Here is a 14,765-nt window from a genome sequence, read left to right as displayed (position 1 = left end):
AAGGACCAAGGATGGGCGGACCGCAGGGACAGACAGCCTGGTGCCGAGGGACGACGGCAGGGCCCCTAATTGTTATTAAAATAGGAAATGGGAAGTGGGAAGTGGGAAGTATTCTAATCTATTCTGACTGGATGATAGCGGAAACACGCCGTGCTCTGAGGGCGGGTAAAACCGAAGCCAGCGCGCCAATAGTACCAACGGTAAGCGCGACTAACGGGAAGTCAAACCATCGCAAACTCACGGGGTAAGCGTCGATGAGCATGCCCCCCGGGAGGGTGATAATGCCTACGGTAATTTGAAGAACATAAACGATTGTGGCAAGGATAAAACCCAGCAAGATGCCGGCACCACACATGAGTAGGCCTTCATAAAGGAAAAGGCGGTACACCCCTTTTTCCGTCATTCCCATAGATTTAAGAATGGCAATATCGGGTTGTTTTTCCAATACGATCATCCACAGTGCCCCAATAAGATTGAAGCTCACCAGGAGCATCATCAGGCCAACGATGGCAAAGCTCAACCATTTTTCTACCCGCATCAAGCGCAGGAAAGAAGCTTCTTGTTGATAACGATTCTTGACTTCCATTTCCGGGCCGACAATGGTACTAATCTCATCATATATCCCTGTGTTTTCGAAACCATCCTTAAGGTCGATTTCCAGCGAAGTACAGGCATCGGGCCGATCCAATAACTCCCGCGCCAGCTTTAGCGACGTAAGCACATATTGGTTTTCAAAGTCTTGCTGCACCAAAAAAGTACCTACAGGCTGTACCTGAACCGACTTGAAAGGGCGAGTATCAAAAGGACCACCTCGTTTTCTTTTAGGCCAGTAGACGGTAAGAGGATTGAAGGGATCATCTACATCAATGCCCAATTTATTGCGAATCCCCTGCCCTATTACGGCCATGCCCACTCCTTCTTCTTCCAAGCTGTAGAAACCTTCCCGAACAGTAGAATCAATACCCGTAACTTGCTTGTAGTATTCGTCGACACCTTTGAGGAGGCCAAAATCTCTGTTGTCTTTGTATTCAAAGAGTGCCTTTTCTTCCAGGGTCTGCGAGATTACGTTTACCCCTTCGAGGACATAAAGCTCCTCCATCATAACAGAATCTGCCGCAAAGGTTTTACCCTGCGCCGGGGTCACCGTCACATCAGGATTAAAGCTATTATAAAGCGTGAGAAAAAGGTCTTCGAAACCGTTAAAAACCGAAAGAATCAGAATTAGGGCCGCTGTACCAATAGCTACGCCAAAAACCGCGATACCAGTAATGATATTGATGGCATTGGTGGAACGCCGGGCAAATAGATAACGACGAGCTATTTTGAGGGGTAAATTCATGGACAGCAAAGGTACAATTTGTGTATGGGTTTTGGGGTGTTTTTTTATTCGCTTCGCTCATGGGGGTACTCGTTCGAGTTATCGGAAGAGCACCTCCGCGAACGAAGTGAGCTACTCCAAGCCCTGCAAAGCTACCAGTTTCCGGTATTCACCGCCCTGCTCCAATAACCCCAGGTGAGTGCCTCGCTCGACGATGCGGCCTTCGCGCATCACGATGATCTCATCGGCATGCTGAATGGTGCTCAGGCGGTGGGCAATCACTATAGCAGTACGGCCTTCCATCAGTTTCGTAAGGGCATCTTGTACCAGTCGTTCGCTCTCGGAATCGAGGGCAGAAGTCGCTTCGTCCAGAATAAGGATAGGTGGATTACGTAAGATCGCTCGGGCAATAGTGAGCCGTTGCCGCTGGCCACCAGAAAGCTTATTGCCACGATCGCCAATATTGGTACCATAGCCGTTCTCCGTAGCAATAATAAAGTCGTGGGCGTTTGCTATCCGAGCAGCTTCTTCCACCGCTTGCTGCGTTACTCCATCCAAGCCAAAAACAATGTTATTATAAATGGTATCATTGAAAAGAATAGCCTCCTGGCTAACAATGCCCAGTAGTCTCCTCAAGTCGCGGCGGCGTAGCTGACGAACGTCTACCCCGTCAATAAAAATGCCTCCTTCGGTGACATCATAAAAGCGAGGGAGCAAATCTACAAGGGTGCTTTTACCCGCCCCCGATGCACCTACCAGCGCCACAACTTTGCCTTTAGGGATTTCCAGGTCAATATTTTGAAGGACCGGCCCTTCTACATCCCGATAACGAAAACCTACCTGACGGTAGCTTATGCCCTGACCAAAGGTGCTTATTGTCTTCGCATCAGGTGCTTCTGGCAGATTGTTTACGGCGTCCAGCAGTTGCTCAATGCGTTCAAAGGCACCTATACCGCGCTGGATATTGGAGGTCGCTTTCGCGATATTCTTGGCTGGATCAATGACATTATAGAACGCAAAAATGAAGGTGATAAAGGTTTCCGCATCCAAAACGCCACTAAATACCTGCCGGGAACCATACCACAAAAGGGCTGCTACGGTAGCGATACCCAAAAATTCAGATAAAGGCGAGGCCAGATCCCGACGACGCAGGAGTTTTGTCAGTAGGTTGCGGTAGTCATTATTTGCGGTGGAGAATTTGTTACGCTGATAATCTTCCGCGGCAAACCCCTTGATGATCCGAAGGCCACCTAAGCCTTCTTCGACCAGGCTCAACAGGTGCCCCAGGCGATCCTGCACCTGCGTAGAGGTGCGCTTGAGGCGCTTCCCCAAACCACCAATCACCACCCCGGTGAAGATGATCAAAAGAAATACAAACACCGTCAACCCAGGACTTACATAGATCATAAACGCCAGAGCGCCCGTAATGATGAGGGGCTCTCGAAAGACGACTTCCAGCATATTCAGAATTGAAGATTCTACTTCTTGCACATCGCTGGTGAGACGAGACAACAAGTCACCTTTGCGTTCTTCCCCAAAATAAGACAAAGGCAAGGTCAGCACTTGCTCAAACATTTCATCACGAAGATCACGGATCACACCGTTGCGAACAGGAGCCATGAAATACAAAGCCAAATACCTAAAAATATTACGTAAAAAATAGACTATTACAATGGCCACACAGACATACGCCAGCGCCGTTTCCTGCCCCTGAGTGGTGATCAACTCCGTAAACTCGTAGTTGATATACTCCGGAATATTGGTCAAACCCATAGGCTCAGATGGTGGCGCTTCCGCCATCTCCGTCCGGTCAAATAATATCTGAAAAAAGGGAATCAGCATCGGGATACTTATCACCGTAAAAACAGCGGTAAGGATATTACACCCAATCGCCGCAACGACCAGTGATTGGTAGCGACTCAAATAACGAAGTAAACGCCAGAAACTTTTCATGCCGCAAAGGTAATAGTAATTGTAAGGAAGCAATGTATTACGTCGAAAAGGAAAACCAATTGAGGGCCTGATAAGTTGTAATCAGCTATTTTTAGAGAGCACCGTCGCTAGTGGTCTACTTTTTATTGGTAGCAGGGGCCTCCCTTTGGGCGCTACGCTTCGCAGCTCGTTATTCACTCGGCCCCAGGAAACCTGGGTCTGCCGCAACGGCGGCACTGCTGCGCATCGCTAGGCCAAGTACCCATAAGAGCTTGTTGGGAAATTTAATTTGGTGAAAAGGAAATAGTTAAAGTATTCGACGGAAATAGGTTGGTGCTTCCTGATTTCCCAACAAGCTCTAACAAGTTGACAATGACCATATCCGTTAATCGTACAACATTTCTTTGATCACCCGCCGCAGGTCATTAATTTCCGTTCGGCGCAAGCGATCACCGGTTTTAGAGATTCGGCGTTTGTCGATAGTACGAATTTGTTCCAGCATCACGTAGCCGCGTTGTTTATTTACATTGACAGGTACGCGGGTGGGATAGCCTTTATTTCGGCTGGTGAGGGGAGCTACAATAACGGTCCGCAAGTGTTCATTCATCTCATTAGGGGAGATGATCACACAAGGGCGTACTTTACGGGTTTCGCTACCTAGCGTCGGTTCAAGATTGACAACGACAACCTGGTATTGGAGGTAAGTTGGAGGCTTAGACATGGAAAGGGAACGAGGAAAGTTTGAAGGTTAGATGGTTCGTTTGTTCGATGGTTGATGGTTGATGGTTGATGGGCAAGGTGGACCCTCATAGGTTGAATTCACGAATTCAACAGCGGAAAAGATAACCTGAAACGATCACGTGTATCAAGCCTCCCTTCCCCTGCAAAATAGCCCCAGGAACAAAGCCATTCTAGCCAATGGGATGGGCCGGGACTAAGGGGCTAAGGGTTAGATGGTTTGTTTGTTAGATGGTTTTGACCAATGTATGGGTTGAAAATCTGACATCTGGAATTTTACATCTGAAACCCTTGGAAGGGTGTAAGAGGAAGGTGAAAATTTATATTTCTATCAAATCATCTCCGATCAACTCATCCAAGAGTTCTTCATCTTCGGGGAAGACATCTGGCATAACGAGCTGATCATCTTCTTGGGCGGCCATTTCCATAAAGGCATCGCCCCAGCCGACGCGTACATCGGGGCTAGGCTTGAGGACAATACAATCGTCCTTGAATTCCATCTCGACGTTTTCACCAAGGTGATAGCGATCCAATACCTTCTTAGGAATGCGGATACCGCGAGAATTGCCAATTTTTACGATAGGTATATTCACTGTAATTACTTTGTAGGTACAAAATTAGTGTTTTCTTACCGAAAAAACAAACATAAGTCATCCCGAATTTTGGCTAAGGCCAAAATCCAGCCTGACTTTAACTTAGAAAGAGTCCGTAATTACCTAAAAAGAGTGATTTATTCGACTTTTTGTAGAAAACCCCATGATTTCATTAGTAGAAATCATGGGGCTTCGTCTTTAACGATAGGTTTTGCAGTTGGTCAGCACGGATTTTGATGACAATCAAAATTCGGGATGACTCATCTTCCCAATTTCATATATTTAATTTCTTCTACCGATCTTCCAGATCGAAATCATTCAGGAAGCCGGTGTTAAAGTCACCTGCCCGAAATTTCGGATCTTTCATTAAGCGTTGGTGGAAAGGGACCGTAGTTTTGATACCTTCGATGATAAATTCATCTAGTGCTCGTTCCATTTTGGTGATACACTCCTCGCGGGTACGGGCCCGACAGATGAGTTTAGCAATCATGGAATCGTAATACGGAGGAATCATATAGCCAGCATAGACCGCTGTATCTACTCGCACACCATGGCCTTTTGAGCTGTGAAAAGACTTTATCATCCCTGGACTCGGGCGGAAGTCATTGAACGGATCTTCCGCATTGATACGGCATTCCATAGCATGACCTGAGGGGAGATAATTACCTCCTACGATAGGTTGGCCCGCAGCGATTTTGATCTGTTCTTTGATCAAATCATGATCAATAACCTCTTCCGTTACGGGGTGTTCTACCTGGATACGGGTATTCATCTCCATGAAGTAGAAATTGCGGTATTTGTCTACCAGAAACTCTACTGTACCTACACCTTCATACTTGATGAATTCTCCGGCACGCACAGCTGCCTCCCCCATTTTTTCACGTAGCTCATCGGTCATGAATGGAGAAGGACATTCTTCTACCAGCTTTTGGTGACGACGCTGAATAGAACAATCGCGTTCCGAAAGGTGAACAACTTTGCCAAACTGGTCTCCTACAATCTGGAACTCAATGTGGCGAGGTTCTTCAACAAATTTTTCGATATAGATACCGTCATTACCGAACGAAGCCTTGGCCTCCTGCCGAGCAGAATTCCAATTTTTCTCAAAATCTTCGGCTTTGGGTACAATTCGCATTCCTTTACCACCGCCACCAGCCGTAGCTTTGATCATGACAGGGTAACCAATTTCGGCAGCTACTTTCTGCCCATCGGCCAAGTCTTTTATAAGACCATCAGATCCAGGAACAACAGGAACGCCGGCTTTGATCATAGTTTCTTTAGCCGTCACCTTGTCGCCCATCTTACGCATGTGGTCAGGTTCAGGGCCAATAAACTTGATCCCGTATTCTTTACACACTTCTGCAAAATCGGCATTCTCTGACAGGAATCCGTAGCCAGGATGGATAGCATCGGCATTGGTAATTTCTACCGCTGCCATAATCTTAGGAATATTGAGGTAGGATTCCGCTGAAGCGGGAGGTCCTATACAAACGGCTTCATCGGCAAAACGCACGTGCAGGCTTTCGCGATCTGCGGTAGAATAGACGGCAACCGTCTTGATATTCATTTCCCGGCAGGTACGAATGATACGCAACGCGATCTCTCCCCGATTAGCTATGAGGATTTTCTTAAACATAGTCGCATAAGCTTAACTTAGGAAAAAGGCAGTAAAGTCTTGGCCAGTCTACCCCTTGGGGTCTACCAGGAAGAGCACTTGGTCATACTCGACCGGCTGCGCATCTTCTACCAATACTTTCACAATTTTACCACTCACTTCAGACTCTACTTCATTGAAGAGCTTCATCGCTTCAATGATACATACGGTATCACCACTAGCGATTGTATCCCCTATTTTCACATAGATTGGCTTATCAGGTGAAGGAGAACGGTAAAAGGTTCCTACCATAGGAGACTTTACAGCCAAATAGTTGGATTCATCATCCACTGGAGCCTCCTCCTTTTTACTAGGGGCAGGAGCTGACGGAGCTGCGGCAGCTACAGGAGCTGGCGGAGCGTAGGTAGGTGTAGCCGCTGGCATAGGCATCAAAGGAGCTGAGGTTCCAGCAGAAGCTTGACTGCTTTCTCCTGCAACAAAATGCTTGGTACGGACGGAAAGAGAAAATTCACCCTCTTTCATTTTGAATTCCGATAGCTCCAGCTTACTGACCAGCTTTAGGAGGTCTTGTATTTCTTTGGTTGACATAGCGTCAGGAATTGGTTGGTTTGCAGCCTAAGATAATGAAAAAGTTCAATCCTGGCGTGCAATTGCAATTACAGAAATAATCAAAAGCAGATGGCACCTATGGCACCATCTAATAACTTATGATTTAACCCGTTCCACGTAGGAACCAGAACGAGTATCGATTTTAATTTTGTCCCCCTGATTTACAAACAGAGGCACCCTTACTTCAGCACCAGTCTCTACCGTTGCTGGCTTGAGGGTGTTGGTGGCTGTATCACCTTTTACACCAGGTTCGGTGTAGGTAATTTCCATTTCAACATATTGAGGCATTTCCATTGTTAATGGAACTTCGTTGTTGGTATCGTACAATACGTCTACCTCCATGCCTTCCTTCAGCAAATTTTTACGATCGATCAGTGCTTCGGGTAAAGCCAACTGCTCAAAAGTTTCTGAATTCATAAAGTGTACGCCCATATCATCCTCGTAGAGGTATTGAAATTTACGGCGTTCTACGCGGATCTCCTCTACCTTGTGTCCGGCTGAGAAGGTGTGATCAAGTAGCCGACCACTCGTCAAACTCTTGATTTTAGTACGCACGAAGGCGGCGCCTTTGCCTGGCTTCACATGCTGAAATTCAACGACTGTGTATTTATCATTGTTCAGCGCTAAGCACATCCCGTTGCGAATATCCGAGGTATTTGCCATCGTTTTTTTATTATTTTTCTTTCAAAAGCGGGGCAAAGATAGGCATACTCCTACACATTGCGGGGCTTTGGTTCCTCAAAAATTTAAGCGACAGCCGTTCTCTGTCTTTGCATATAGAAGTACAGGCCGCCAAAAAGCACAATCAAGACCGCTGGAAATAAGACCAGCGAGCCCAGCGTCATTTGTCCCGCAACCAGTTCGGCAGCGTCTCCTACCAAACCGTCAGCAAGTGCTTTAGCACGATTGGTATCCAGCCATCCGCCAATAATTGGATTCCAGATAGACATGGCAAACATACCTGCACCACCTACTAAGGATAAGCCCAGGGCACCTGTTTTAGGAATATACTCACTGGTAAACCCGAGCATTGTTGGCCAAAAGTAACAAATACCAATTGCAAACAGTACAGCTGCTACGTAAATCATAGGCCCTGTCACCACACTCATCATGTAGATACCCAAGGTAGCAATGACCGCTGACCCCCATAGCACCCCCGTAGGGTTGAGACGGTGTACCAGACCACCAGCAAAATAACGGCCGATAGCCATGAGCCCCGTCACCAAAGCTAGAATCAACATCGGCTGTGCGCCAGCGTTGCCAAGAATACGCTCTACCCACTGTGTGGTCCCAAATTCGGTGGAAGCCGTAAGCGTCATACAAATGGCAATAAAGATAAAGAGTGGATTAGCCAGCCCTTTGATGTTTTCTTTGGTAGAGGATTCAATATGCTCTGACTGAGGAAAGGTTTGCCCAAAAATCAGGTAAGCATAAACCAAGGTAGGCAATAGCATGATACCGATTTGCGCCTGCCAGCCCATTCCGCTCATCAACTGTGCGACCAAACTACCAATCACGATCCCTCCGGGGAACCAGACGTGAAACTTATTCAGCATAGTCGTCTTATTATCGTGGTACATATCTGCAATCATAGGATTACACGCTGCTTCCACACAACCGTTGGCAAAACCAATAAAGAAAGTAGAAATCAATAGCCCCCAAAAACCTCCGGCCATAATCGTAAGCACCAAACCTAATAAATGACTAAAAAAAGCAGCGTACATCATTCGCTTTGGGCCTACTTCATTGTAAAGTAATCCGCCAATGATCATCGCAACAGGAAAGCCCAAAAAGGCCATCGAGTTTACCCAGCCCAGTTGTTGGTCACTAAGGGTAAACTGTTGCGACAATTCGGTAAGAATGCCTGCCCGTATTGCAAAAGTCATTGCCGTTACGACCAGCGCCACGCAACAGGCGAGAAATAAGCGGTTTTTACTAATTTGTTCCATGATTGTTCGTTTTGTTTTATGCTTTGACAAAAGAGCTTACAGCTCCCGGATTTTTATATTCCTAAACCACACGCGATCGCCATGATCCTGTAATGAAATATGGCCTTTACGCGCCTGACCAAAGCCTTCCATATCCTTGAATTTACTACCGGCGATCATTTTTTGCCAGCCATTGGTAAACAACTCTGTGCTGACCACTTTGCGGCCGTTGAGCCAATGCTCCAGTTGGCCGTCTTTGATACGGATGCGTGCTCGATTCCATTCTCCTGCCGGGCGTACTGTTTCAGGAACAGCAGAAATCATATCGTACAAATCTCCTGCACGGTGCTTGATAATCATCGCATCAGGGTGGCAGGTATTGTCAAGTACCTGCATTTCCGGGCCCGTTTGCCAGGGGTAATCGTAGTCTTTCGAATCCACTACATTAAACATAATACCGCTGTTGCCGCAAGGAGCTATTTTCCATTCTATCTGAAATTCGAAATTTTCAAATTCTCCGGCACTTACGATATCACCACCATCGGCGGCTTGCCAGCCACCATCTTCCCGGGCCACTACATCTAGCATTAGCGCTCCATCTTGTACTTTCCAGCTGGCACCAATACTTTGTTTACCAAAATTGCGCCAGCCATTGGTTGTTTGGCCATCAAAAAGTAGCTTCCAACCTGCTTCGCGCTCGGCAGCAGTGAGCTGGTTAGGCGTAGGAGGTAAGCTCGCAGGGTTGATAAACCCTACTTCATCAGCAGGAATGTTATTCAGCGTATACCAGGCTTCCGTGGTCCACAAGCTATTTCCGTCGATACTGGTCCAATAACTGGGTAGTTGCAGGTGGATCACATGCTCTGTTTCCATGCCGTTCAATTCCAAGAAAATGCGTTTACGATCGTTGCTAATATGAATCGACTGCACCGGCAGGCGGCGATCATCAAGCTTGGGGCCACCATATTCATTGGTAGGCAAATAGTACCATTGGCGTACCTTGAAATCTTTAAGATCAGCACCAAAAGCAGGGTCTAGTGGTTGAGTCAATTCAATTTCAACACCATTACTCTTGGCGCGTACCGCCAACATCTCAAAAACTGGTTTTTCGTTGTACTTCAGGCGCTGTAGGCCATACCATAACCCTCCGCTATGCTGCCAGTTACCGGTAGAACCAATCCCTCCAACATAAAGCGCGCCATCGGGCCCCCAAACCATACGGTTTACCCCTGCTTCCAATCCTTGCACAAAGCGGAAGACACAGCCTTGGTATTCACCAGCCACTTTCTCTACAAATACTCGCTTGACGCCACCGTGGGTGACCTCGCCATGAATCATTTGCCCTTTATAAGGCCCATCATTGAGGTAAAGGGGCGTACTCGGAGAGTTGCCAATTTCGTCTTGTGGCAACCATACAACGGGAGGTTTCATCTTGAGTTGGGCCACTCTGCTGCTATCTACTGCACGTGAGCCAAAGAAAGCCCCCTTGGAAACGTGCAGAATTTTACTGGCAGGTAGCCAATCGCCTTGGTTGTCTGCAATAAATATTTCGTCATCAACGCCAATACCGACACCATTCGGAGTACGTAAACCTTCTGCTACAATCTCCAAATCGCCGGTGATTTCATGAATACGTACTGCCTTGCCACGAGATTTTGGCTGATTAGGGGCACTCGCGCCACCCGGAAGAATGCCAATCGCCAATGCACCATAGAAATAAGGGGCCTTGTATGCCAAACCGAAAGCAAATTCGTGGAAATTAGCCGATACCAACCAATCATTGGACACCGTACGGTATTCGTCTGTTAGTTCATCACCATCGTGATCAATGAGTTCGGTGAGTTCCTGTTTTTGCAGGACGAAGATAGCGCCATCAACCACCTTTAAGCCCAATGGTTCGGCCAGGCCGGTAGCTATTCTTTTGTAAGACATTTGGCCAGGGTCGCCAGTGCTTACACCTTCCACTATATAAACGCTTCCTTCCGCATCCCAGGTGCTAATGACCAAGCGCCCATCAGGCAGAAAATCCATCCCACCTACTTTTGGCGAAAAGCCGTCGGGGCGAGCCTGGGTGAGGGTATAGGCCGGGTGTACCCCCGTGAGGGAAGCTCCATCGCCAGGAATAATGGTGCTTGTATTCAGTGCGGAACTTACCACTGCGGGCTGTGCCTCGCGCGTGTGCATCAAAACGGAAGAAGGCACCGGCTCGAAACGGTTGGTCTCGAAAGAGCGCCAAGTCAGCCGGAAAGTGCGGCCACCTTTACCTTGCATATACAGTATACGTACCGGATGGTAGCCTTCCGCCAACACCACTTCTCCATCAACAGCCTGATCGCCATGAGGGCCATCATTGTTGATCATTAGCTGATCGTCGATATACATCTGAGAGCCATCATCACTGATAAGTCGGAAGGTATAATTGTTGGTTTTCGGAATCCGAAGGTATCCCGTCACTTCGAGGGCAAAGTCTTCTTCGAGTTCGCCAAAATCTGCGGCGTAGAACGCTACTTTAGGTAAAATACCTGCAAAAAGAGGCTCCTGCTTGTAATTAACCTCCAATACCGACCGTAGCCCGCTATTGATGGTGAATGCTTTTACGATGCCTCCTGGCAAAAAGTCTTCTCCTGCCACCTCGGCAGCTGGCTGCGCAGCGGCTAGATCAATACCTTCGTCTGTTTCGATTGCAGCCAAGGCGTTTTCCTCTTCTTCATCCAGCGACATGATGTACGCGACCATAGCCTGTGCCTGATGAGGCGGCAGATCGGGATGAGGAGTCATCGCGGCTTCGCCCCAATTCCCAGCGCCCCCTTGCATGACCTTACTAACGAGCATGCTTACGTTTTCTTCGGTATTCTTGTAGCGGCGAGCTACATCCGTATAAGAAGGGCCAATGGTTTGAAGGTAAGTATTGTGACAAGAGCGGCAGTCGCTTCGCGCAATAAGACGGTAGCCCAGTGGGCGGCGTTCTTCTTCCTCGGCACCTACTACTTTATTTTCATTTTCGATGGTTGGCTTGCGCGTAAAGAGGGCCTTTATCGTAGTCGCTGAATTGGTATTGAGCTTTAGCACCCCATCAAAGGCTACGCTGCTTAGGCGACTATTACCTTTGAGCTCTTCTTCTTGAGACACCCATTCACCATCAGTCTGGAGATTATCGGCCGTGGGTAAGCTTTCATAATGCAGCATAAACAAAACCTGTGCATCAGCGGGCACCCCCTCTGTGACGAAAATCCGCTGCAAGCCGGTTTGCCCATAGTCATTGGTATAATATTCGGGTTGCTCTTTGATATCGATAGCGGTGCCATCGGCGAGACGCAGCTGGTATTTTATCCAAACCTGCCCGTCTTCAAAGTGATGACCACCATACTGAATCACCGGGCGCTCTTCTTTATCACCTCGCAATACTCTCCAAGGTTGCTCATAAGGGTTTTGGAGCCAAATATCACCTAAGGAGCTAGGCTGAGGCCCGTGTACGGTGGTATAAACCGCCCCATCGAAATTGACACCACCGCTCCAAGCTTTGGACAGTGCTCCTGTTTGGGCAGAATAAGCCAGCCACAAATTGTCATGCAGTGCAACGGTCAGCATCCGAGGTTGAGCATCTAGCACCGACCGAAAAACCCAGGGTGCATGCGGGCGTTCGGTAATATTATTTTTCTCTGATTGGCAAGCAACAAATAGCAGGCTCAGCACAGCCAGCAACGACAGACGATTAAGGATCATACAGCTATAAGTATTCGAGCTAAAAAAGATGATCTGATTTATTCCAAGGTTTAGTAAGGAAAAGAACGCAGCTTTCTTTTAGTCAGTTGCTTATCTTTTTTTACTAAACCCAAATTGGATCACCTTATTTTTATACGCTCACTAATTGGATTTCCAAAAACTTTGGCTTCCTTGGGGAGGATTGCACAAAAAAAGCAAATAATTTGGAGAAAGCTGTCTTTTAGAAAGGTTATTCTGTCTATAAAACAAATAAAGCTGCAGATGCTTTTCAATGTATCGTCTAGGATGTGAAAAAGGAAGTCGGAGATGGTCATTATACAAGACAAGACTTAAACTATACGAGGCATATAAGTACCTTTCGTAGGTAGTTTAAAACCTAAACACACTAAAATGATACGTTCTACCCTCCCTTTGACGCTCTTTTTACTTGCTATCAACGGCTTGTTCGCCCAACAAGAAGATCGCTTTTCTTATGGGTTGTACCTGACCCCAAAAACAGCCTTCGTCTTTTTTGAAGACAATGACCTGGGCGAATACAGCCAAAATATCGGTCTGAATACCCAGTTTGTCGTCCACTATCAATGGAGTGATAAATTTGCGATAAGCACCGGTATAAAATACACCATAGACCGGTTCTCTACCATTGACTATTCACCCACACTCGGTTGTGATTTCAATGGCAATGGCTTTGACATTTACAACTCCTGGTTCACCAACGAATTCACGATTCAATACCTCGGGGTTCCACTAGAAGGCCGATACTACTTCAAACGACAAGGCAATCGACTCTATGTAAAACTGGGTTACGAGTACTTTTTCAAAACCGGGGAATCGCGCGATGCGTTCCTGGTAGAATGTGGCGGCAACGAAATTTCCGTATCCAGTGAAATCGGTGATGAAGCAAAAAATTACGGTACAAAAATCAACTTAGGCCTCGGTTGGGAAATTGCTAGTAGTAGCAAGTCCGTCCTCACCCTGGAGCCAGAAGCCGCCTACTCTACCCTACCTGTTTATGAACAAGCAGGCATAATTAGCGACCTTACCAATAATGTGAGATTGCTTGATTTGGGACTGCGGCTGGGGGTGACATTTTGATGCGTTATGTAATATACTATTTACACATCAAAGCTTCAATTAAATACCTTTTCCAAGTAGACTTATCTAACGCTGCAGCCTCTGTACTCATTAACTGATCACACATTACAGCAGTCTGATCAGAAGATGCTCCTAAAAGTCTATATTTCCTGAGTATTTCATATCTATCTAGCGAGCTATTCTTTGACAAAAGTTCTAATACCTCTTCATGATACATCAAAGTGATGCTCTCCAATACGCTTAAGGATAGTTCCTCAACAGTATTTTCCGTTTCACAAGAATGGTGAATAGTGGCTAAGTATTCAGCAATTTCAGCTAGAGAAAGGTTTTGAATATTCGCTGACGTCCTTTCAATCAAAACCTCATTGCATATATAGTTACGGTATGACTCTTCTATTGTAACCGAAACCGAATTTGGCTTTAATGCTACAGGAACAAAACAAATAGGAAAATCATCAACATCCTTTATAACTGAATCCATTTTCGCCATGTATAATGTATCAAACCCAACAACATAAAACATTGACTTAATCGAATCTAAAGTGGCTTCATTCAATGATTCACCTGCATATAAAATTGGTCGAATTTTTCTTTTTAAATCAAGTGGTAATTTCACTTTATGCTGTTCATATCTGATATAAAAATCTTGAAAATCAGCCAATTTAACATCTGCCCCATTTAAGTGATATTCATTCATATCAGCATAACCCTCCATTTCTTCTATAACCAACTCTAACCGAAACTGAGGTTCAATAATTTCACATAAATCACTATCATGTCTGAGTGGCAAATCAATATCAATACTAGAATTGAGGTAAGCCATTATTTTCGATTCCCTCGTAGTGCGAATTTTATGAATTACAAACTTCTCGTCAGAATGATCTTTAGAGCTAAAGATCATTGTATCACTATCATATCTAACAAGGTTATAATGCTTTACCTCATACCCTGTAGAGACAAAAACTTCTCTCGTGTTTTTAAATATCCTCCCTTCGGCAACATCAAAATAACTTCTATAGATAGAGATTAGAACTGAGTCATTTTCTATTCTAAACCTCTTTATTGGTGCGTCAATAACTGAATTGATGCTATTGCCTATCATTTCCCAGTCTCCATTCAAATCTATTTCATCAGAACTCGTACAGGATAGACCCAACAATAGGACACTGAGAAATATTAGCACATATCTATTTTTCATGAAATGGTGCTTTTTA

The 14,765-nt window shown here is 46.0% G+C and carries 11 protein-coding genes; 1 reads left to right on the top strand and 10 read right to left on the bottom strand.

All coding sequences use genetic code 11. The features are described 5' to 3' along the window. Positions 1–118 precede the first annotated feature (118 nt). The 9 genes from A3EU_RS0110430 to A3EU_RS0110390 form a co-directional block, all read right to left on the bottom strand. Positions 119–1,339, bottom strand: a complete 1,221-nt coding sequence (locus A3EU_RS0110430; RefSeq protein WP_020536104.1) for an FtsX-like permease family protein — start codon at positions 1,337–1,339, stop codon at positions 119–121. Positions 1,340–1,450: 111 nt separating this feature from the next. Then, complete coding sequence (locus tag A3EU_RS0110425; RefSeq protein ID WP_020536103.1) at positions 1,451–3,271, bottom strand: ABC transporter ATP-binding protein; 1,821 nt, start codon at positions 3,269–3,271, stop codon at positions 1,451–1,453. Positions 3,272–3,635: 364 nt separating this feature from the next. Continuing rightward, complete coding sequence (locus tag A3EU_RS0110420; protein WP_020536102.1) at positions 3,636–3,971, bottom strand: type II toxin-antitoxin system PemK/MazF family toxin; 336 nt, start codon at positions 3,969–3,971, stop codon at positions 3,636–3,638. Positions 3,972–4,308: 337 nt separating this feature from the next. Further along, positions 4,309–4,581, bottom strand: a complete 273-nt coding sequence (locus tag A3EU_RS0110415) for an AbrB/MazE/SpoVT family DNA-binding domain-containing protein (protein ID WP_020536101.1) — start codon at positions 4,579–4,581, stop codon at positions 4,309–4,311. A 292-nt stretch (positions 4,582–4,873) separates the two neighbouring features. Continuing rightward, positions 4,874–6,217 (bottom strand): acetyl-CoA carboxylase biotin carboxylase subunit, encoded by a 1,344-nt coding sequence (gene accC, locus A3EU_RS0110410; protein WP_020536100.1) that lies wholly within the window; start codon positions 6,215–6,217, stop codon positions 4,874–4,876. 48 nt (positions 6,218–6,265) lie between these two features. After that, entirely contained in the window at positions 6,266–6,784 is a 519-nt protein-coding gene (gene accB, locus A3EU_RS0110405) for an acetyl-CoA carboxylase biotin carboxyl carrier protein (protein ID WP_020536099.1), read from the bottom strand. Between the two features lie 117 nt (positions 6,785–6,901). Next, positions 6,902–7,468 carry an elongation factor P gene (gene efp / locus A3EU_RS0110400; RefSeq protein ID WP_020536098.1) on the bottom strand — a complete coding sequence of 189 codons (567 nt, stop codon included), beginning with the start codon at positions 7,466–7,468 and terminating at the stop codon, positions 6,902–6,904. A gap of 83 nt (positions 7,469–7,551) precedes the next feature. Further along, the gene (locus A3EU_RS0110395; RefSeq protein WP_020536097.1) at positions 7,552–8,754 is read right to left on the bottom strand and encodes an MFS transporter; all 1,203 of its coding nucleotides are present in this window, start codon (positions 8,752–8,754) and stop codon (positions 7,552–7,554) included. Positions 8,755–8,790: 36 nt separating this feature from the next. Beyond that, on the bottom strand, positions 8,791–12,456 hold the full coding sequence (locus A3EU_RS0110390; RefSeq protein WP_020536096.1) for a 3-keto-alpha-glucoside-1,2-lyase-like domain-containing protein: 3,666 nt from the start codon (positions 12,454–12,456) through the stop codon (positions 8,791–8,793). A 390-nt stretch (positions 12,457–12,846) separates the two neighbouring features. Here A3EU_RS0110390 and A3EU_RS0110380 point away from each other — a divergent pair, with 390 nt between their 5' ends. Next, a complete protein-coding gene (locus A3EU_RS0110380; protein ID WP_020536094.1) occupies positions 12,847–13,551 on the top strand; it encodes an outer membrane beta-barrel protein in 705 nt (234 codons plus the stop codon). Positions 13,552–13,567: 16 nt separating this feature from the next. On the opposite strand, the gene A3EU_RS0110375 is transcribed toward A3EU_RS0110380, so the two are convergent. Next, a complete protein-coding gene (locus A3EU_RS0110375) occupies positions 13,568–14,749 on the bottom strand; it encodes a hypothetical protein (protein WP_020536093.1) in 1,182 nt (393 codons plus the stop codon). Positions 14,750–14,765: the final 16 nt, after the last annotated feature.

Origin of the sequence: Lewinella cohaerens DSM 23179 (genome assembly GCF_000379805.1) — a bacterium.
Lineage (GTDB): Bacteria > Bacteroidota > Bacteroidia > Chitinophagales > Saprospiraceae > Lewinella > Lewinella cohaerens.
The sequence above is the reverse complement of the archived record's forward strand: the minus strand, read 5'-3'. Positions and strand labels throughout refer to the sequence as shown.

What these genes read in the sequence shown, in the direction of transcription:
- A3EU_RS0110430 (WP_020536104.1), bottom strand. Translation starts at nt 1,339, where the DNA reads ATGAATTTACCCCTCAAAATAGCTCGTCGTTATCTATTTGCCCGGCGT.
- A3EU_RS0110425 (WP_020536103.1), bottom strand. Translation starts at nt 3,271, where the DNA reads ATGAAAAGTTTCTGGCGTTTACTTCGTTATTTGAGTCGCTACCAATCA.
- A3EU_RS0110420 (WP_020536102.1), bottom strand. Translation starts at nt 3,971, where the DNA reads ATGTCTAAGCCTCCAACTTACCTCCAATACCAGGTTGTCGTTGTCAAT.
- accC (WP_020536100.1), bottom strand. Translation starts at nt 6,217, where the DNA reads ATGTTTAAGAAAATCCTCATAGCTAATCGGGGAGAGATCGCGTTGCGT.
- accB (WP_020536099.1), bottom strand. Translation starts at nt 6,784, where the DNA reads ATGTCAACCAAAGAAATACAAGACCTCCTAAAGCTGGTCAGTAAGCTG.
- efp (WP_020536098.1), bottom strand. Translation starts at nt 7,468, where the DNA reads ATGGCAAATACCTCGGATATTCGCAACGGGATGTGCTTAGCGCTGAAC.
- A3EU_RS0110395 (WP_020536097.1), bottom strand. Translation starts at nt 8,754, where the DNA reads ATGGAACAAATTAGTAAAAACCGCTTATTTCTCGCCTGTTGCGTGGCG.
- A3EU_RS0110390 (WP_020536096.1), bottom strand. Translation starts at nt 12,456, where the DNA reads ATGATCCTTAATCGTCTGTCGTTGCTGGCTGTGCTGAGCCTGCTATTT.
- A3EU_RS0110380 (WP_020536094.1), top strand. Translation starts at nt 12,847, where the DNA reads ATGATACGTTCTACCCTCCCTTTGACGCTCTTTTTACTTGCTATCAAC.
- A3EU_RS0110375 (WP_020536093.1), bottom strand. Translation starts at nt 14,749, where the DNA reads ATGAAAAATAGATATGTGCTAATATTTCTCAGTGTCCTATTGTTGGGT.